This is a genomic window from Martelella sp. HB161492 (assembly GCF_013184775.1).
Taxonomy (GTDB): Bacteria; Pseudomonadota; Alphaproteobacteria; order Rhizobiales; family Rhizobiaceae; genus Martelella.
On the sequence record NZ_JAATVV010000015.1, the window covers coordinates 17102 to 37312 of the forward strand.

At 58.4% G+C, this 20211-nt stretch carries 10 protein-coding genes and 1 pseudogene; 9 read left to right on the plus strand and 2 right to left on the minus strand.

The features are described 5' to 3' along the window. Positions 1–345: 345 nt before the first annotated feature. The 9 genes and pseudogenes from HCK86_RS20830 (at position 346) to HCK86_RS20875 (ending at position 15398) form a co-directional block, all read left to right on the plus strand. On the plus strand, positions 346–1254 hold the full coding sequence (locus tag HCK86_RS20830; RefSeq protein ID WP_176086416.1) for a LysR family transcriptional regulator: 909 nt from the start codon (positions 346–348) through the stop codon (positions 1252–1254). A 136-nt stretch (positions 1255–1390) separates the two neighbouring features. Next, on the plus strand, positions 1391–2224 hold the full coding sequence (locus tag HCK86_RS20835; protein WP_176086417.1) for a transporter substrate-binding domain-containing protein: 834 nt from the start codon (positions 1391–1393) through the stop codon (positions 2222–2224). A gap of 15 nt (positions 2225–2239) precedes the next feature. Further along, positions 2240–3716, plus strand: a pseudogene (locus tag HCK86_RS24255) (amino acid ABC transporter permease/ATP-binding protein). Between the two features lie 14 nt (positions 3717–3730). After that, a complete protein-coding gene (locus tag HCK86_RS20850; protein WP_176086419.1) occupies positions 3731–5077 on the plus strand; it encodes a lyase family protein in 1347 nt (448 codons plus the stop codon). A gap of 24 nt (positions 5078–5101) precedes the next feature. Further along, positions 5102–6622 carry a LamG-like jellyroll fold domain-containing protein gene (locus HCK86_RS20855; protein WP_176086420.1) on the plus strand — a complete coding sequence of 507 codons (1521 nt, stop codon included), beginning with the start codon at positions 5102–5104 and terminating at the stop codon, positions 6620–6622. A gap of 438 nt (positions 6623–7060) precedes the next feature. Beyond that, a complete protein-coding gene (locus HCK86_RS20860) occupies positions 7061–7672 on the plus strand; it encodes a D-sedoheptulose 7-phosphate isomerase (RefSeq protein ID WP_246739705.1) in 612 nt (203 codons plus the stop codon). A 35-nt stretch (positions 7673–7707) separates the two neighbouring features. Further along, a complete protein-coding gene (locus tag HCK86_RS20865) occupies positions 7708–8901 on the plus strand; it encodes an HAD-IIIA family hydrolase (RefSeq protein ID WP_246739706.1) in 1194 nt (397 codons plus the stop codon). Further along, positions 8891–9886, plus strand: a complete 996-nt coding sequence (locus HCK86_RS20870) for a galactokinase (protein ID WP_176086422.1) — start codon at positions 8891–8893, stop codon at positions 9884–9886. The genes HCK86_RS20865 and HCK86_RS20870 overlap by 11 nt, the downstream gene beginning before the upstream one ends. 58 nt (positions 9887–9944) lie before the next feature. After that, positions 9945–15398 carry a glycosyltransferase gene (locus tag HCK86_RS20875; RefSeq protein ID WP_176086423.1) on the plus strand — a complete coding sequence of 1818 codons (5454 nt, stop codon included), beginning with the start codon at positions 9945–9947 and terminating at the stop codon, positions 15396–15398. 266 nt (positions 15399–15664) lie between these two features. Here the strand turns inward: HCK86_RS20875 and HCK86_RS20880 are convergent, their stop codons facing one another. After that, on the minus strand, positions 15665–17371 hold the full coding sequence (locus HCK86_RS20880) for a polysaccharide pyruvyl transferase family protein (protein WP_176086424.1): 1707 nt from the start codon (positions 17369–17371) through the stop codon (positions 15665–15667). A 148-nt stretch (positions 17372–17519) separates the two neighbouring features. Further along, complete coding sequence (locus tag HCK86_RS20885; protein WP_176086425.1) at positions 17520–20138, minus strand: glycosyltransferase; 2619 nt, start codon at positions 20136–20138, stop codon at positions 17520–17522. Between the last annotated feature and the right edge of the window lie 73 nt (positions 20139–20211).

Sequence of the window (20211 nt, forward strand, 5' to 3'; positions counted from 1 at the left end):
ACGCGCCTGTCTCGGGCCGGATGGTGACGTCGCCCATCTGACCCGTTGCCTGATGAGGCGCAAGAATATCCCGTGCGGTATCGCCCTTTGCAGCGCCCGCGATCGCGGCAGTCCCGGCGGGCGTCGGCGGTGCGATCGCAATCACCATTGCGGAATCTTGCGTTCATATGCGGGGTGTCAGGGAGGTGTTCGACCCCGCGGCCCTCCCGATCAGGACGAGACCGATCAGGGCTGGGAGTTCACATTCGCCGACTTTACCGGCGTTTTGAAAGGTGCCAACATCAAGATCTCGTTGGATGGCAAGGGCGCAGGGCGGGTAACAATCATTTTCGACGGGGGGATGTCGTGGCTTCACTGGAACTCAGGCACTGGGCGGCCTTCGTCATGCTCTCGGAAATCCGCCATTTCGGCCTTGCTGCCGAGCGGCTCGGGATCAGCCAGCCGGCGCTGAGCCAGCTCGTCAGGACCGCTGAAACCCATTTCGGAACCAGGCTTTTCGATCGCTCCCGCCGCCGCGTCGGCTTGACCGAGGCCGGCCAGGCGCTGTTGCCGGATGCGCGGGCGACGCTGGAACAGGCCCGCCGCGCCGAGCGGACGGGCGAGCTGTCCGGTCGTGGTGCCAATCGTGTCCTGACCATGGGGTATGTCGGTTCAGCCCCGCTCAATCCGCGCTTTCTCGCACTCGTGCGTGCGCTCAGCAGCCATGCGGAGGGGATCACGCTGTCGCTCGACCAGAGCCCGGTGACCGATCAGGTCGAGGCGGTCACCGAGCGCCGGCTCGATCTCGGCGTCATCCGCTCGCCGATGCCAGCGATCGATCCCTCGCTTGCCTCGGTCAATCTCGCACGTGAAAACATGATACTGGCATTGCCGGCAACGCATGAGCTTGCCCGGGCAGGGGAGGTTGCCCGGCTTGCGGATTTTGCCGCCGAGGTCTTCATCCAGTATCGGCCGCAGACAAGCGGCGGGCTCAACCTTCTGGTCAGGCGCACCTGCGAAATGGCTGGTTTCGCCCCCCGCGTTGTCCAGACCGTGCCGCAGATCGCCACCATGCTCTGCCTTGTCGGCACGGGGCTCGGCGTTGCGCTGGTGCCATCCTCGGCTACCCGGCTCGCGCTGCCCGACGTTGTCTACAAGCACCTTCCGGAACCCGTCGGGACCGATCTCAACCTGATCTACCGGCGCAGTGATACCGCGCCGGCGGTGAGGCTTGCGGTGCAGATAACCCGCCATTTCGATAAGCTGAACTTATGAAAACTACACCCGGCGCGGCTTGGATGCCGCCGCCGCTGGGCTATTCTTCGCAGCGCTCGTCCGTTTGAGGAGTACCGCGGCTCAGATGCCGTGGTGTGACGGAGCGCGCAATGCCAAGGGTTGAGGAGGAACCTGAATGAACGCCTTTTTCAAACTGTCCCTCGCTGGACTGACGCTGGCGCTTGCCGCCGGACCGGTGATGGCCGATGGCTTGCTGCCAGCCGGTGCCCGCCTGGTCGTGCCCGGCCAGCTGACGGTCGCCTATCGCACCGATGACCGCCCGGTCTCCTTCGTCGATGATCAGGGGCGGCCGGCCGGCTTTCTGGTCGATATCGAGACGAAGATTGCCGACGCACTCGGCCTCAAGGTTGAATTCGTTGCCACCGATTTCGCCAGCATGCTGCCGGCGATCCGCAATGATCTCTACGACACCGCCGCCTTTCAGGTTCTGGTGACGCCGGAACGCGAAGAAGTGGTGGCCTTCACCACGCCGGTCGGCTTTTCCCAGGCGCGGCTCGTCTCCCGCAAGGATGCCCCGATTGCCGAAATCACCGGCGCCGTCGGCAAGGCCGTGGCCATCACCCGCGGCAGCGCGCTGATCCCGAAGCTTCAGGAGCTGGCGCCCGGCGTCGAAGTGCGTGAATTTCCCAACATTGCCTCGAGCCTCAACGCGCTGATCGCCGGTCAGGTCGACGGGCTGTTCACCGGGCTCAACACAGCGGCAAGTCTCGTCGAGGAGCATGAGGAGCTGACCGGATCTCAGGTGGTTTCCACCGGCCACAGTGCCTTCCCGGTGGCGATCGACAATCCCGACCTGAAACAGGCCCTCGACGCTGTTCTGAAAAAAATCATGCTCGATGGAACCTTCACCCGCACTTACGCCGAGTGGATATCGGCCTCCGTGCCGATCCCGGATGAGCTCTATGCCCAGTATCCGGGCATGCCGCGACTTGAAACTATCGCCAAGTAACCGGGACGAGGGATGATGTTCGAAAGCCTGAGCCGGGTCCAGCAGACCTTCTTCGACTGGCATATCATTGCCAGGGTGATGCCGCAGCTGATCACAGTGGGGCTACCCAACACGCTTCTTCTTGCCGTCCTTTCCAGCCTGATCGGCGTGGTGATCGGCATGATCGTGGCTGTCGGGCTGTCTTCGCGCAGCCTCGGCATGCGCACGCCCTGTCGCATCTATGTCGATATCCTGCGCGGGCTGCCGCACATTCTCACCGTCTACATCATCGGGCAGGGCCTGCCGATCGCTGGCCTCGCCCTGTTCGGCCGCTCGCCTTACGCCTATGCGGCGATCGCCATCGGCATCATCGAGGCGGCCTATATGGCGGAGATTTTCCGCGCCGGCCTGCAGAGCGTGCAGAAGGGGCAGATCGAAGCCGCGCGCTCGCTTGGCATGTCGAAGGCGAGCACGCTGCGCTACATCATCATCCCGCAAGGGGTGCGCCGCGTGCTGCCGCCGCTGACCGGCCAGTTCATCCTCGTCATCAAGGCGACCTCGCTGGTCTTCCTGCTCGGGCTGACGACGAAACAGCGCGAACTCTTCTCGATTGCCCAGGATGCGGCGATCAATGGCGCCAACCTTTCACCGCTGACCGCCGCCGGCCTTCTCTATCTGATGCTGACGGTGCCGATGACCTATGCCGTCAACGCCTGGGAACGGCGCATGGGGCTTTCGGGATCAAGGGGACAGGCCGATGACTGAAATCACGACAGAAAGGCCGATGAGCGAGATTCGTTTCGACGCGCTCAACAAGAGCTTCGGTGCGCTTCAGGTCCTGTTCGACATCTCGCTCACCATTCCCGCCGCGGCGACGACCTGCATCATCGGCCCGTCCGGCTCGGGCAAGTCGACGCTGCTGCGCTGCACCAACCTTCTCGAACGGCCCGAGAGCGGACGGATCTTCCTCGGCGCGGAGGAGGTGACCGCACCGGCAACCGATATCGACCGGCTGCGTCGCCGGGTCGGCATGGTGTTCCAGCATTTCTACCTGTTCGAACATCTCGACGTGATGGGCAATGTGACGCTTGCCCTCAGAAAGGTGCGCGGCATGGGGCGGGAGGAAGCCGAGGCCCATGCCATGGCCCGGCTGGATTCGGTTGGCCTCAAGGGCTTCGAACGGCGCAAGCCAGCGGCTCTTTCCGGCGGCCAGCAGCAGCGCGTTGCCATTGCCCGTTCGCTTGCCATGGATCCCGACGTGATGCTGTTCGATGAGGCGACCTCGGCGCTCGATCCGGAACTGGTGAAGGGCATTCTCGAATTGATGGGGGAGCTTGCCCGCTCGGGCATGACGATGATGGTGGTGACCCATGAAATGCGCTTTGCCCGCGAGGTCGCCGGCAAGGCGGTGTTCATGGATCAGGGCCGGATCATCGAGGAGGGGGCGCCGGACGATCTCTTTGACCGTCCGCAAAGCCCGCGCCTGAAGCATTTTCTCGACCAGGTTCTGTGAGCGAAAGGCAATTCATGACCCTGAACACCGAAGGGCTACCCACCACGCTCGCCGAGGTCTCCGGCCTGTTCGAACGCCGCGCGACTTGGCAGAGCTGGCTTGATGTCGAAGCCAGTCTGGCCCTGGTTCAGGCGGAGCTGGGGCTGATCCCCGCTGCCGCGGCCCGGGAGATCGCGGCGAAGGCGAATTTCACCGCGATCGATCCGGGAGCGCTTGCCGCCGATATCGAAGAGACCCGGGCGCCGGTGGTTTCGCTCACCCGGGCGCTTGCGGCTGCCTGTGCCGGAGACGCCGGCGGCTATGTCCATTGGGGTGCCACGACCCAGAACGTGATGCAGACCGGGCTCGTGCTGCAGATGAAGAAGGCCGATGCCGCCTTCATGGCGCGCTTCGACGCGCTGCTCGTTGCGCTGGCCGACCTGGCGGAAAAGACCGCGACGACCGTGACGGTGGCGCGCACCAATCAGCGTCACGCATTGCCGGTCACCTTCGGCTTCAAGGTCGCCGCCTGGATCGAGGAGCTGCTGCGCCACCGCGAGCGCTTCGCCGAGGTTCGCAAGCGCGCCTTCCGGGCGCAGTGGGGCGGTACCGTCGGGGCCATGCATGTGATGGGCAGGGACGGGCCGGCGCTCAACCTGGTGCTTGCCGCCCGTCTCGGCCTCGGCGCCTATGAGGTGCCTTCACGCGCCGCCCTCGATGGGCTGGGGGAATATGGCATCTCGCTCGGCCTCTTTGCTGCGAGCGCCGGCAAGATCGCCCGCAATCTCTATCAGCTGATGGGCGACGAGACGGAGGAGGTTCAGGAGGCGCTTGGCGAGGCGGTGGTCGGCTCCAGCACCATGCCGCACAAGATCAACCCGAAATATTCGGTGCGGGTGATCGCGCTTGCCGCCGAGATCCGCGGCCGCGCGCCGGTGATCCTGGAGGCGATGCAGCCGAGCCATGAGGGCGATGCGGCCGCCAATTTCGTGCTCACCGATGCAATCGAGACGCTTTCACCTCAGGCTTTCGCGCTTGCGGATCAGATGGCCGACCTCATCGGCCGGATCGTCATCAATCCGGAAGCGATGCGCCGCAACCTTGCACTCAAGGGCGAACTCATCGCCTCGGAAAACGTGATGATGGCGCTTGCGCCAAAGCTCGGGCGCAACAAAGCCCATGATCTCGTCCATGACGCTGCGACGCAATCGCTCAGGACCGGCGCGCCGCTGATTTCGGTGCTGATGGAGGATGAGGCGGTGGCGGGCCTGGCCGATCAGGAGGCGATCCGCAAGGCCGCCGAACCGGAGCACTATCTCGGCCTCAGCGTTGCGCTGGCCGAGAAGATGGCGGCCCGCGCCCGGGAGGCGGTGGCGGGTTGAAGAGGGGACAAAAGGGAGGGACCCATGACAGTCACGCATCTTATTCTGACCATCGGCAACAGCCACACCATCGGCCGCGACGATGCGCTTTCGACCGACAGCTTCGCGGCAAAGGTGCTGCAATGGACGCAGGCCGGCGTGCTTTCGGCCCCCGGTGCGGGAGGTGCCGCACCAGGGCCGGCCATGCTCGACCATGTCAATCCCTATGACGGTGATTTCAGCCCTGACCTCTCCTTTGCCGAAGACTATCTTGCGGCCAATCCATCGGTCGACCGGCTGGTCTTCGTCCCGCATGCGGAAGGTGCAACGGCATTCTTCTCCGATACCTCCGAGCGCCGCTGGAGCGTCGATGCACTTTCGTCGGACAATCTGCTGAAACAGGCGACCGACCGGTTCAACGCCGCCCATGCCGCGCTCGTTTCGGCGGGCGACACCGTGGTTTCGGCGGCGATCCTGCTGCATTTCGCCAATCCGGACTACGACAACGCCCCCTTGTTTTCGGCAACGCCCTTCACGGCGCATCAGGAACAGATCGAGGCTTTCGTCGCCTATGTCCGTGGCGGGGCGCTCACGGGGGTGACGTCCTCGACGCCGGTGGTGATCGGCGGCGGCATGAACGAGGGCGAGTTCGATACGATCCCGGTCAATCAGGTGCTCTATCAGGCCAATCTCCTGGGATCGCACAAACGCAACGACCATGTCGGCACCTATGATACGATCAATCCGCGCTATGGCTATTCGACCGGTCTGCCCGTGCCGATGGTCGACAGCCATCACGCGACCCGCGCCGGCGACATCACCAAGGGACATTTGCGCTTCCAGGCACTTCAGCGTGCTGCGGCCAACAGTGCCTGCCATGCGCCTTTTTCCGGCCTTTCCTTCTTTTCACCGGCGACGACTACCGCGCTCTGGGATTTCCGCACCGGCACACCGCTCGATATCTCCGGCAATGGCAATCACCTGATCCGCTCAACAGAAAGCAATCCGCCGCTCTACCGGGTCGATCCGAAGACGGGGACGGCGCCGGCGCTCGATGAGCTCGCCTGGACGCGCACCGCCACCTCCACCCATCGGGTGCACCAGCTGCCGATGGCGCTGCCCGCCGCCTACACCATCGCGGTCTATCAGCGCTTCGATCAGCTGACCTCGGCCATGGCCTTCCTGCAGAAGGCCGACGGGGCGACCGCCAGCCAGCACCGCTTCCAGTTCAGCGCCTCCAACAACGATGTCCGCGCCGGCCACGGATCGGCGGCCGATACCGTCTCCTTCTCCGCAGCGGGCGTGCTCGACACGACCAGCTTTCATCTTCTGATGCTGAGTTTCGACGGCACGACGATGCGGCTCTATCACAACGGCACGCTGAAGGATCAGGCGGCCTCGGCCGCGCATGCCTCGCAAGCGGAAAGCTATCTCGGCGCGGCGACCGGCACGCCCGGAAATCCGCTGATCGGCACCATGGCCTTCGCGATGGTCGCTTCGCGCGCATTGACCTCAATCGAGGTCAGCGAACTCTGGACGACTGCACAGTCACTGCTGGCACCCTGAAGCGCCCGGCAATCCCGTTTTGGCACGATGAGCAATGTTCCGTCTCGACGGCTCTGGCTATCGATCAACATGAAACGGGCAATCTACTCCTCCAGCATGGTCATCGGCGAGGCCTGCGCTGCCACCCGTAATGGTGGCGGCGCAAGCAAGGCTGGAAGTCGTTGAGCAAAAGGCAGGGAACTGTTCAGACAACCGTGTCGGTTCTCGGTGTCCAGACGCGCTGCGACACCACGCGCGGGCAGGCGGGGCGGTGATCGGTTGGGCGCGATGCGGTGCTGATCGTCAACTGCCGAAGGGCCCGATTCTGCGCCCGGTGATTGCCTTGCAACACAGAAAGATCATTGCGTTCCGGGGCGTGTTGGGGTAGCAGAAAATCTTGTAAAACGCGTTCGAAGCGGCCTGTATTATTACAGACTACTACATGTCGAGAAGTGATTGATGTCTGATATAAATGATATTGTTATGCTAAAATGTGATGAAGCCGCGGTCAACGCTTATCTGACCGAAGCTGCCAAAAGTGTTTCTGATACGAAGAGCATCGCAGCCGATATCGTTGCGGCTGCTGAGCTCTGCATCGCATCGCTGAAATCGGGCGGGAAAATCATCTTTTGTGGGAATGGCGGCTCTGCTGCTGATGCCCAGCATCTTGCCGCGGAACTGATGGGACGTTTCCTGATTGATCGCGACCCTTTGCCAGCGTTGTCTTTGACCGTCGATACCTCCGCCCTGACGGCGATCGGCAATGATTACGGTTATGAGAAGGTGTTTTCACGACAGCTTCGCGGTATCGCGCAAAAGGGTGATGTCCTGTTTGGCCTCTCGACCAGCGGCAACAGCAAGAATGTCGTTGAGGCATTCGCGGTCGCAAAGTCGCTTGGGGTGAGCACCATTGCGCTGACCGGGGCAAAAGGCGGGAAAATGGCTGAGGGAGCTGATGTCCTGCTTGCCGTTCCACATGACAAGACAAATCATATTCAGGAAGCTCATATTGCCGTTGGACATCTGATCTGTGCTTTCGTAGAGGCCGCATTGTGCTCACCCAAGCTGTAATTCTCTGTGGTGGTCTCGGAACGCGTCTGGGGACGTTGACCGCGTCGACACCGAAACCGATGCTGCCGGTGGCCGGTCGCCCGTTTCTCGACACGCTGATCCAGGAAGTCGCGCGCTACGGTTTCGATGAAATCGTGCTGCTGGCCGGCCGCTTCGGCGAGCAGATCGTCGAACGTTACGATGCCACTCAGGTCCTTGGCGCGACAATCAAGGTTCTTGTCGAGCCGAAGCCGCTGGGGACGGGTGGTGCCCTGCGTTTTGCAGCCGATCATCTCCGTCAGGAATTTGTGCTTCTCAACGGTGATACCTGGATCAATGCCGACCTGACTGTCTTTGCGCAGCACTGGCTGGAGGCGAAGCGGAAAGATCCTGCGCTGTCTGCGCAGCTGCTTCTGCAACATGTGGATGAACCCGGGCGTTTTGGTGCTGTCGAGTTCGATCAGGGTCGTGTCACCGCCTTTCGCGAGAAGGATCCTTCCGCTGCGGCGGTGCCGGGTTACATCAATGCCGGCGTCTACTGTCTGGACCGGAAGATTGTATCGGCCATGGCGCCCGGCGAGGCTATCTCGCTCGAAACCGACATTCTGCCCGGACTGGTCGAAAAGGCGTCGGTGGCAGCTTTTCCTGCGCGCAAGGGCGCTTATTTCATCGATATCGGGGTTCCCGAGAGCTACGCCCAGGCGCAGCGCGAGCTTGAGGAAGAACGGCGGAAGCCTGCTCTCTTTCTCGATCGCGACGGAACGCTGAACGAGGATGATGGCTACACCCACAAGGCCGAGGATCTGCTCTGGAAAGAAGGGGCGCGGGAAGCGATCCGCTTTGCCAATGATGCCGGCTATTATGTGTTCGTGGTAACCAATCAGGCCGGCGTCGCCCATGGCTATTATACCGAGGCCGATGTCATCGCCTTCCACGCCGCCATGAAGGCATCGCTTGTCGAGATCGGCGCTCATATCGATGCCTTCGAGTGGTGTCCCTACCACCCTGAGGCCAAGCTGGAAGATTTCAGGCAGAAAAGCCCGAGACGGAAGCCCGAACCCGGGATGCTGCTCGATCTGGCGACGAAATTTCCGATCGATCTTCCGAACAGTATTATGGTTGGCAATGCCGAATCGGATGTTGCGGCAGGCGAAGCCGCCAATATCCGCGGCATCCTCTATTCGGACGGCTCGCTTCTGGATCTTGTGAAGCGGGAAATACCAAAGCGAGACAACATCAATGTGGATTAGCAAGACCCCCCTGCGTGCCAGTTTTCTGGGAGGCGGGACCGACTATCCGTCGTATTTTCACAAGCAGCCTGGTGCTGTCCTTGGCGGTACGATCGACAAGTTTGTCTACATTCAGGCTTTGCCTCTGGCGCATATCGCCGAGCAGAAGTACCGAATTACCTATCGGACGACTGAGAGTGTTGACAACATCGATGCCATTCAGCATCCGGTGATCCGGGAGGGGCTGCGCCATTACAAATGGGAACAGCCCCTGAATATCGCAACCATGTCGGATCTGCCCGGTGGTACCGGTCTTGGAAGCTCTTCGGCGTTTACCGTTGGGCTGATCAATCTTTTGCACAAGATGCGCGGTATCGAACTGACGCGCTATGAGCTGGCGCGGCAATCCATCTTCATGGAGCAGGAAATCCTGCATGAGAAAGTTGGCGTTCAGGATCAGATCCACGCAGCGTTTGGCGGTTTATCGCGTTACGAATTCGTCGGCGATACGATTTCAATCGAGCCGCTGCGCGTCACCACAAGCCGTCTGACGACACTAAATCGCTCTCTTCTGCTGGTTTATACGGGTGGAGAAAGGCGGGCGACCGAGGTGACGGAAGAGCAGGAAAAGCGCACGCGCGCTGGTGACAATGAGGCCTACTTGCGTGAAATGTACGAAATGACCCGCATTGGCGCCGGTGTTCTGGAAGCCACGGGTGATGATGTGAAAGCGCTGCAAAGGTTTGGCGATCTCCTCAATCATGGCTGGGAACTGAAGCGGAATCTCGGCAATACCATCTCGAATGCGCAGATCGACGAGATCTATCTTGCCGGGCGCGAAATGGGGGCATGGGGTGGCAAGCTGCTTGGTGCAGGGGGGAGCGGATTCGTGCTATTCATGGCCGATCCCGAGCTTCACCCGGCTTTTGTCGAGCGGTTTGGCAAGGATCGTGTGGTTCCGATCGAACTCGTCAGCTATGGTTCCCAGGTGCTCCAGCAAATCTAGTGCATGTTCTTCGGCGGGTGGGATGCGCGAACAGATTTAGAATCCAAAGAGAATGACAGTGAAAGACAATTCAGCAAATCCCTATCGTGAACGCTTGCCTCATTGGCTCGAGGACGAGACTATCCAGAATTTCGGGGATTATCTCTCTGAATACTTTGCCAGCCGTCTTTTTCTGCGGATCCCGCGATTGCCGGGAGAGGTTCGCATCGTCGGAAGCTATCTGGATGACGGTCTGATCTGGCCGACGATCAACGAGCTAAAGACTGATAAATTCCCCCAACGGGCCTGCCTTACGGCATGGGGCGGCGGCGTTCGACAGCCAGGGGGAATCTCGAGTGAAGTTCTGGCCCAGATTGATATATTGTCGGTGCGTGGCCGGTTGAGTGCCAACGAACTTGAACTCGGGGATAGCGTGCCGATTGGTGATCCCGGTCTTTTGCTGCCGGCGCTTTATTCGCCGAAGACCGACAGCCGGTTTCATGGCAAGGGCATTTGCGTTCCGCATTTCAATGATCACCGGGCAGATCTCGAGATTGCGGAAATCACGGGTGCCGACGCGATCTTGAGGCCGACGGTCAAGAGCAATCATCAGGAAATCGAGAATTTCATTGATGCATTGACGACCGCCGATTTTGTGCTTTGCGGTTCTCTGCATGCTGCTATCGTTGCTGCTGCTTATGGAACCCCATTCGCTTTCTGGAACAGCGGGTGCATCGATCTGCCGTTCAAATGGCAGGACTTTGCCGATTCAATCGGGATTCCCTGTCGCTTTGTGGATGATCTCGCCGAGGGGCGGTCCTTTTATCAGACGGACATCACGCCGAAGCTGAACTTTCCATCGATGTGGCCGATGCTTGCCGCAGCACCCTATCCGATCCGCCCTGAAGCGCTGTTGAGCCTGATCGCTTGGGATGCTCAACGTCTGGGTATTTCCGAGACGAGCCTGCTCCGCGAGATTCGCGACAACTTTGGTCGCAAGCGTTGGGCCCAGGACGATATCGCGGCAGATTCGAACCTCCAGGTCGACACACTCTGGGAAATGCATCGGACCAATGCCGAAACGCAAAAGGCCCTGTCCGAAGAGATCGCTGCGCTTCAGCACGAGCGTGCGGAGACGAGCGCCGCGCTAGAGCAGCTGAAAGTTTCTTCTGCCGAAGAACAACAGGCGCTGCTGGAGCGGATTGCCGCTTTGCAGGTCGAAATTGCCGAGCAGGCTAAATCGGCGTCTGCGATAGCGTCAGCAGAGGCCAGCAGCCGGATTGATGAGCTTGAGCAGCAGCTCAGTGCAAGTCGGACAGATCTGTCGAGGGCGGAAACAGTAAAGGCGGAGTATGAAAGGCGAATAGCAGGCCTCATGGGCAAGCTCGCTGCCACGATGAGTGAACTCACTCAGTTGCGGCAGCTCGGCGAGCAGGCCTATTTTCAATTGTACAAGGCCTATCGCCGACCAATGCGGCCGTTCAAACTCTATTTCGAGCGCGCCCTCTTACGACTGGCACTGCTGTTTCGTTTTGCAATGCCGAAGAAAATGTCCCGTCGGTTCAAAAAGTCGCTCAACAAGCGGAAACCGAAAACCTTGCTGCTCGATTGGCAAAAGCGGTCAAGCGATCTCCGTTTGCGGAATGTGACGTCAGAGGCCAACGACGAATCAAGTTTGCTTCTTGGCAGGCCTCCGGCCATGACGGCCGAAGACCGGGTCCGGCAGAACAGCATTCTGGTAATCGATTATCGCTTGCCCCAGCCGGATGTTTCCGCAGGCGAAAAAGCAACCCTGGGCATGCTGCGCGATCTCGCCGCACTTGGATATCGCGTCACTTTCCTTGCAACCGATATGGAAAGACGTTCTCCATATTTCGAGGACGTGCAGGCGCTTGGCGTTGAGGTTGTAACACGCATGAAAGATGTCGAATGGGCTGATCAGTTCATTCGCAAAAACGGACATAAATTCGGCGTTTTCTACATCATGCGCGTCGATGTCGCCGAGCAAACCTTGACTGCCGCGCGCGAAGCTTCTCCATCTGCACGGATTATCTTCCATGCACCGGATCTCTATTTCTTCCGTGAAGGGCGTGCTGCTGCCCTCTCTGGCGATCCGGCTCAGATCAAGCAGGCAGAGGAAACCAAGCTTCGCGAACTATCGATGATGAATGCCGCTGACCATGTCGTTCTGGTCAGTCCGGCGGAGGTGCCGAAGCTCGTCGACAACGGCCTTAGCGAGGACAAGATCTCTGTCTTTCCGGCGCTCTACAGTGCGGTTGTTGCCCAGCCAGCCGGCTTTTCGGAACGCAAGCACATCTTTTTCCTTGGCGGTTTCGGACATACGCCGAATATCGATTCCGTACTCTGGTTTGCACAAAATGTCTGGCCGCAGATCTACGCGGCAAATCCGGAGATCGAGTTTCATGTCATCGGCGCCGAAGCGCCGGATGCAATCCGGGCGCTGGATGAGCAACCCGGTATTCGTTTCATCGGCTTCGTGCGCGATATTGATGCGGCCATGTCTGCCTATCGTCTGTCTGTCGCGCCGCTGATCTATGGCGCGGGTATCAAGGGCAAGGTCGGTGCCGCCATGGGAGCCGGAATTCCGACCATCTGCACGACGATAGCGGCCGAAGGCATGCATATTGTTGATGGAATTCATACGCTTGTAGCCGACAGGCCGGAAGACTTCGCGAATGCTGTACTGAAGCTCTATCCCGATGAGGACCTTTGGAACCGCTTCTCGCAGAACGGGCGCCGGCTGATCGACGAGAATTTCGGCAACGAGGCCAACCGTGCCTCCTATCTGAGGGCGCTTGATCGGGCACGGGCATTGCCGATAGATCGCATCGTCTCCTATTGCCAGGACGAGACACGTACGATCGCATTCCCTGAATATGATGCAGATCAGCCGATCGATGTTTCGGTCATCATCCCGGTCTATAACAAATGGTCGCTGACGAGGGCCTGTCTTGCCTCCGTTGCCCTTGCCGGGCGCGCCGGCGGGATCAGTTACGAGGTGATCATCGCCAATGATGGTTCCACGGACGAGACCGAGCGCGAGGCGGCTCTTATCCCAGGGCTGAAAATCGCGACCACGCCGGAGAATCTTGGTTTCCTGCGCAACTGCAACAATGCGGCCTCCACGGCGCGCGGCAAGAACCTGCTTTTCCTGAACAATGACACGATCGTCATGCCGAACTGGCTGAACGCGCTTGTCGAGACAATGGATAGTGAAGCCAAGGCCGGCATTGTCGGTTCGAAACTGGTCTATCCGGATGGGAAAATTCAGGAAGCAGGCGGTTTGCTGTTCAGCAACGCACAGGGCGGCAATTTCGGGCGCGGCCGGGAGCGTGAAGATCCGGATTGCGTCACCCAGCGCGATGTCGATTACATCTCTGGCGCCTCAATCCTTGTCAATGGCGCGTTTTGGGCAAAGGTCGGCGGGTTTGATGAACGATATCAGCCGGCCTATTGCGAGGATTCGGATCTCGCCATGGCAGCCAGAGCCAATGGCTTCCGGGTTATCTATGTTCCGGGTTCTGAGGTCGTTCATTTTGAGCACAGCTCCTATGGCGATGAACTGTCATCGCGTCCGAAGCAGCTGATGACCGATAACAACAAGAAGCTGTTCCAGAAGTGGCAGGAGCAGTTTGAAAGCGAGCATATTCCGCACCAGTGCGGCGATGTGCTGGCGGCGGCCAATGCCGATCGTCTGCCTTCGCGCAAGGCGCGGGAAAGGCGACGTTCCGGCAGGCTGAATGTCCTCTATTTCAGCCCGTTTCCCCCGCGTCAGGGCGAAGACGGCAGTCAGGCGGCGAGTGAGGCCTTCTGCAAAAACATTCAGGCTCTGGGCCATAAAGTTCATTTCGGGCTCTTGCAGACCCCTTTCTGCGAACGTTCAGTCTTGACTGAGATGTGTTCGACCTGGGATAGCCTCGATATCCTTCCAAACTCCTATCTCCTGAGCGCAAATGGCGAAGACATTCCCTTCGACGGCTGGTATGAGGACGGTCTGGGCGAGAACATCCGTATTCTCTGCGCGCGCTACGATATCGATGTTGTTATCTGTTCCTATATTTTCCAGTCAAAGCTGCTGGAATTCGTTCCGGAACATGTTCTGAAGATTATCGACACCCACGACAAGACGGGTGACCGCTATGACATGTTGCGTAAAAACAAGCAGAAGCTTGAATTCTTTTGCCGCAGTCCGGAAGAAGAAGGCCGCTATCTGCGGCGTGCCGACTATGTCGTGGCCAGAAGACGTGAGGATGCGGAGTATTTCAACGCGGTGAGCGGTCTCGACAATGCGGTCGTTATTCCGCATTTTGAGGAGCCACGGTTCTCTGCGCGCACCTTCTCTTCGCTGAAGCATGTCGGGCTTGTCGCAAGCGCCAACCGCATCGACCTTGACCTGATGCTTGAGTTCCTCAAGTCTCTGGAAAAGAGCCTTCAGGGCAGACCATGTCCCTTCAAGGTTCACATCGCTGGCCAGGTGAAGGACATGGTGGGCGAACTTCCGCAGAAAGATGCTGCCTATTTTGCCGCTGGCCACGTCACCATGCATGGCTTTGTGCGCAATATTGCTGATTTCTACGCATTGGTCGATGTGGTCGTTTCGCCAGTAACGATGGGCACGGGCATCAATGGGAAAACCGTGCAGGCGATGGCGTTTGGCATGCCACTTCTGACCACCGCCGCGGGCAGCCAGGGCATAGAAACAGGCGAACCGTTTCATCATCACGAAACGCTTGATGAATTGTGTGCGAGCCTTCTCGTCCTCAGCGGCGATCCTTCTGCTCTCGAGCGTCTGGCCCGCGTCAGCCGGGAACGCTACAGCGCTTTCCATCAGGATGGTGTCAATGCCATCAACGATCTGATGGCTCGCGTTGAAACCTATGACGATGTTGACCGCGTGGCGGCTGCGCCTGAGCGGGACTTCTACAGTCTTTCCGAAGCGGAGCGCATTGCCGCCACAAAATCGGTGATCGCCACGAAAACAAGTCTGGTCGAACGCTGGAAGATGCTCGGAACGGCCAATCTGGACAAGGAAGGAACGCAACCCTGGTCAGAGCGATCCGCCAAAGCTGCAGATTATCTGTCTGAAGCGAAGTCGGTGACAGATTTCGGCTGTGGAACAATGCCGCTAAAGCAGTTTCTGAAGAGCGATCAACGCTACACGCCCGTCGACATTGTCAGCCGCGATGCGCAGACGATCGTCTGTGATTTCAATGTTGATGAGCCTCCGGTCACGGGAACGGAGGCTGCGGTCTGTCTTGGGTTGCTCGAATATCTCCATGACCCGCTGGCGTTCCTGAAATTTGTCAGCGAACATCATCGCCTGGTGGTTTTGAGTTACTGCACCACGGATTCCCCGATACCGCTGGAGCCGCGGCTTGCGCATGCCTGGGTCAATGCCCTCAGTCAGGCGGAGATCGAAGCGCTGTTTGCCGAAGCGGGTCTGCAAATTGTCACGAGTGAGCAGATCGATAACGGGCAGCGCCTCTGGCAGCTTCTGGGCAAGGCATTGTGATCCTGGCGAAATCTGCTTCCTGCCCGCTGGTTCGCTCTGAGCTGCCGGCGCAGGTGGCGATCCGGGCTGGCGCCCCGCTTGCGCTCGGGGGCGGGCTGTCTGCCCGTCGTGCGCGCACCGCCTGTCGACTGGCTGTGTGATCTGGAAGATGCGCAGTCGGGACGCCAGCGCCCCGGCTGCAAGATCTCTAGGCGGCCGAAATGAACTCAGAACAGGCTAATTTCAGGAGGCCGGGGCGCGGCGGCGAACTTGCTTACGCCACCTGGTCACGACGAAACCAGCAGCAAACCCTTGAGCATCGCGTTCCGCTTTTTCTTGCGGCGCTTGTTGTAGGGCAAAAGAATGTAGCCGGCCATTGCGAACCTTTTGCCGACTCCAACCCGGCTCAGCTTGTCGCGTGAGATGACGCGCTGGTCGCTGTCAGCTGGTGACGCATCGCGGCTTTGCAATGCCAGTGCCATGCAGCGCAGCTTGCGCTTTCTTCGTCCGTTATAAGGTGCGACGATATAAGAGAGCGCCTTAACTCTCGATTTTTTGCGGCCTAGGTGCACCAGTGGTGCTGCCGGGGAGACTGGTACCAGGCTGGTGACATTTTCGGTCTCAAGCGGTTCGTCCGGGTCAGTGGAAACGCCTTCGGTCTCAAACGGCTCGGTCGGGCCAGTGGAATCGCCTTCGGCCCCGGGAGGTTCCGCCTGACCCATGGAATTGCGCGCGTCCGCGGCCTTTTTCTCAAGCCCGGCAAGCGCAAGCTCAAGGTTTCGTCGATAAAGCTCAACGTCATCACGCGACTTCTGAAGCTCTACATGGAGGCTCTCTGCCACATGTGCACTTTCGTTATGCTTCTGCTGCAGCGCTTCAAAAGATGAGCGCAACTCTGACAACTGCCTTTCGAGGTCGACAGTTTCCCTGGAATGCTGGGTCGTCATCTGATCAATTTCGACCTGAAGCCCCCGAGACTGCTCCACCAGCGCAGCCGTGCTCTGCTCGAGTTTCCGCCGCTCTTCTGCCGAGGTCATGAGCCGTTTGACCGCTGCCCAGCTTTCGAGGCCAATCGCAGCCTGAACAGAGGTTCCGACAGAGAGTTCCAGCGCTTCTTCGCCATATCTGCGAAGGTCAGCAATGGCCGTCTGCAGCAGAGGCTGCTGACGCACGGGAAACGGTGCGACGCAGAGAATTGGCAGAAGCGGCGGGATCTTTATTTTCGGCGCAATTTGCTGAGCATAGGCTTCCCTTGCTTCCTCTGCCGTCGCACAAAATATGCAGGGAATACCGACGCTGGCTGAAAAATCCCGCCATTTGAATTCGATATCGATTTCACCACTATCCCAATAGGCAAACGGGATGCCGTAGGCGAGAGCTGCGATTGCCGCATGCAGCGATGCCGTAAGCACAAAATCCGCCGACACCAATTCATCCAGGAAAGCTTCAACCGCCAAGGCGGATCGTTCGATGGATGGGCGCAGGAGTGCGTCGCAGCCACTCATCTTCAGAAGTTCTTCGTCGGATTTTTGGCTGTTGAAATGCGGGACCAATAGCGTACGCCCGGCGAATGTGCGCAGCGTCTTTGGCGTATATAGCGCTGGCAGCAGAAGTCCCGGGTCACCGATCGGAATGCTCTCGCCAAGCTGAAGCGTGGAACGGCTTAGCGGGCCGCGAACGCAGAGTATGGTGCACTCTTCCTTCGCTTCCGCAGACATGCTGTGTTCGGTGCGAAGGCCGCAGCCCCAGAGCGCAACCATATCACCATGGCTGCCGGTCAGTGTAATGTCATGCTCAATGTCACGGCCGATGTGATTGTCATCCAAGGCACTTCCGACAACACGAACCAGTTTGGCCGGCAGTCCGACGCCGTAAAACAGCCGTTCTCTGAAATATTCCGTCAGGTAGTCGCCAAAATTTTGGATCTTTTTGTCTTGCCGCCAGAACGGCATTGCATCATCGAACATTGTGTATTTTTCTTCCGGATCTTTCACCGAAACTAACTCCGTCTATAAGCCACACTTCGGAGAAATCCGTTTCTCCACATTGGAGCCGTTGTGGATCGTCCAAACGCTTCAAGGCGCAAGAAAAGATCCAGAACTGCTTAGTCTGCTCCCCACTAAAAGAGACTTAAGGCATATATCAGGCCGATTCTATCAACATCTGAATGCGCTCTCGATAGTAGCGGTTCGCAACGCCTGCTGGCAATCCAGACATCAACTGGCAGAGGTTGCGGTTTGAGTTTCCGGATCTGCTCACGAAGTCTCGGATCCATTTCAGGAATCCATAGAATGTCTCTTGATTCTGGTTCTCCGAAACAGAGGAAAGAAAATTTATAGCAACTCTTGACGCCTCATCAATTGCGGAATCCTCGCAACTATTGCTCTCCATTCGCCAGATCATATGGCCAAGCAGGCAAATGGCACATTCTTCTTCAAGCGATTTCAGGGAGAATCGTGCAATATTCGAACGGAATCTCTGCCACATCGCGTCATAGCGAAGGACATGCTCACGCGACCAGAATGACCGAGAAATGCTTCCGCCGCGATTGCGATAGCCGATTATGGGGTTCGTTAGAAACAGAACATTGTTTGCAGCAGCATAAAGGAATGGCGCATGACAGAGGTCTTCGTGCTCGCCCGCCGGATAAGCCAGGCCCGTTTCCCGATAGAAATCGAGATCAATCAGCATGCCCCAGGCACGCATTGGCAGATAATTCTCCTTCGACGTTCCCACGGCTGCGCGGAACGCCTCCTGTCCCTTTAGGAACCCACCGCTCGCATTCATTTTCCCGGCGGCGAAATCCGCATCTCTGTCCCGTCTTGAGCCGTCATCCATGACGTCGGTACAGGAACCGACAACGACGTCAGCCCGAGATGCACGCGCATTTTTCGTCAGCAAAGTTAGCGCTGACTTGTCGATAAAAAAGTCATCGGAATCGAGGAAAAAGAGATAGCGTCCGCTTGCGGCCGCCACGCCTGAATTTCTGGCGGGACCAAGCCCCTGGTTCTTCGCGTGGGTCACGATCTTGATGCGTGGATCCGATTTCGCAAAGCGTTCGGCAATCTCGTGGCTGCGGTCCGGTGATGCATCGTCGACCAGAATGATCTCAAGGTTTCGATGATCCTGCTCAACAACGCTCTGCAGGCAGTCCTCAAGATAGGGCTCGACATTGTAGAAGGGAATAACAATCGAAATTAACGGTTGATGCTCCGTTCCAGATGCGTCTTCCGCAGCCAGATCCGAGAGCACTGGTCCGAAGAGGTCAAACATGGTCAATTTGTTCTTGTCGCAGTATTCCGCGTAGATCTGGACGGACTCGTCGCGCAATGCGTCCACCAGCTCCGGTTTGACAACCAGTTCCTCGATCAGACCTGCCAGATCTTCGATCGTCTCCGCGTTATGAAAGCGGCTTTGCGTTTCTATTCCTGCCGCACCAGCGGCCGTGCAGACCAGGGGCACACCGCTTCCAAGTGCCTCCACGGATTTGATCTTTATGCCTGTTCCGCCCCGCTCGGGATTGATAACCACATCACAACGGGCGAAAAAATCTGCCATTGTGCCGACGCGGCCGAGCATCACTGGCTTGGCTTCTTGCAGAAGCTGCGCCCCGCCAGCAACGCTGTTCTCGAAGTCGTCGCAAACACCACCGGCGAGAATCACCTCGCTCTGCTCGCGAAGCGTCTCGCTTTTCAGCCAAGCCTCGAGAAACAGCGCAACATTGGCTTCATTGATCCAGTTGTGAGAGCCGAGATAGCCGATCCTGAGTTTTCCAGTCTCGCTTGGTATGCGCACAAATGGCCAGGTAGGCAGCATTGGCCGGACGATCGGAATCTTAGCCGCCTCGCCGACCAGCTCCTTGAAATACGACGCTTCGTTTTCCTGCAGTGCAACGACAGTGTCCGAGCGAAGGCATGCCAGTTTCTCTCCGCGCCAGTCAAGGCTCGCCCAGCCCTGATCCCCGAAGCCTTCCTTCATCATCCGCCTGTTTCGGTCCGTGAAGGAATCATGCGTAAACAGTATCTTCTCTGTATAAGCCGGAATGCGTTCGAACACTGCAGACATGAAGGGATAGTTCACGACCGCCACATCATATTCAAATTGCTGCGTCATTTCCTCTACGGCGTCGACAAGTTCGGCGCCGCACCAGTCGTCGACGTGAATGTTCAGACCGACCTTGTTTATTTCATACATTTTTGATCGCAGCGGGACCTTCCGGTAAAGGTCGCAGTAGTTCATCGGTTTCAGTTCCTCCTGAGGAGAAACGATCCCGTCATCGACTGCATAATATACAACATGGATCTGATAGCCGGCCGCATGCAGATAGCGCAGCCAGGCCCGCATATTGGTCGTATTGCCTTCTTGGCGTTCCAGATGAAAGCTCGTTATGAAGAGGGCTTTCTTCTGCTTCCGAGGTGCGAATTTCCCATCATCGCGGACGATATCATCAGCATGCAGCGCCGATAGGGGCGCATCCTGGCCAATCCAGCGCCAGGCCGCCTTCTTTTTCAGGGGAAACTGCCGACAAAGATCATAATATGGTGTGTATTCAATACGTTCGGTGAGTTTATGCGCGTCTATATAGTTCCAGATGCTGTAGGTCGTCTCATCAGAACGTTTCCCTGTGATGATGAAATCAACATCGTCCCGAGAGGTCGCTATTTCTCTGAAACAGTTGAGCAGATTCTCGATGCCGCTGCTCTCTTGACCTAGATCTATAGATGCACAAATATATTTTTTGGGGTATTTAAGTTCGACCATATTCAGTTCTTTATGTGCGCAATGATATATATTATCAAAGTTTACATGATCCTCTAATTGCACGAAAGTGGCT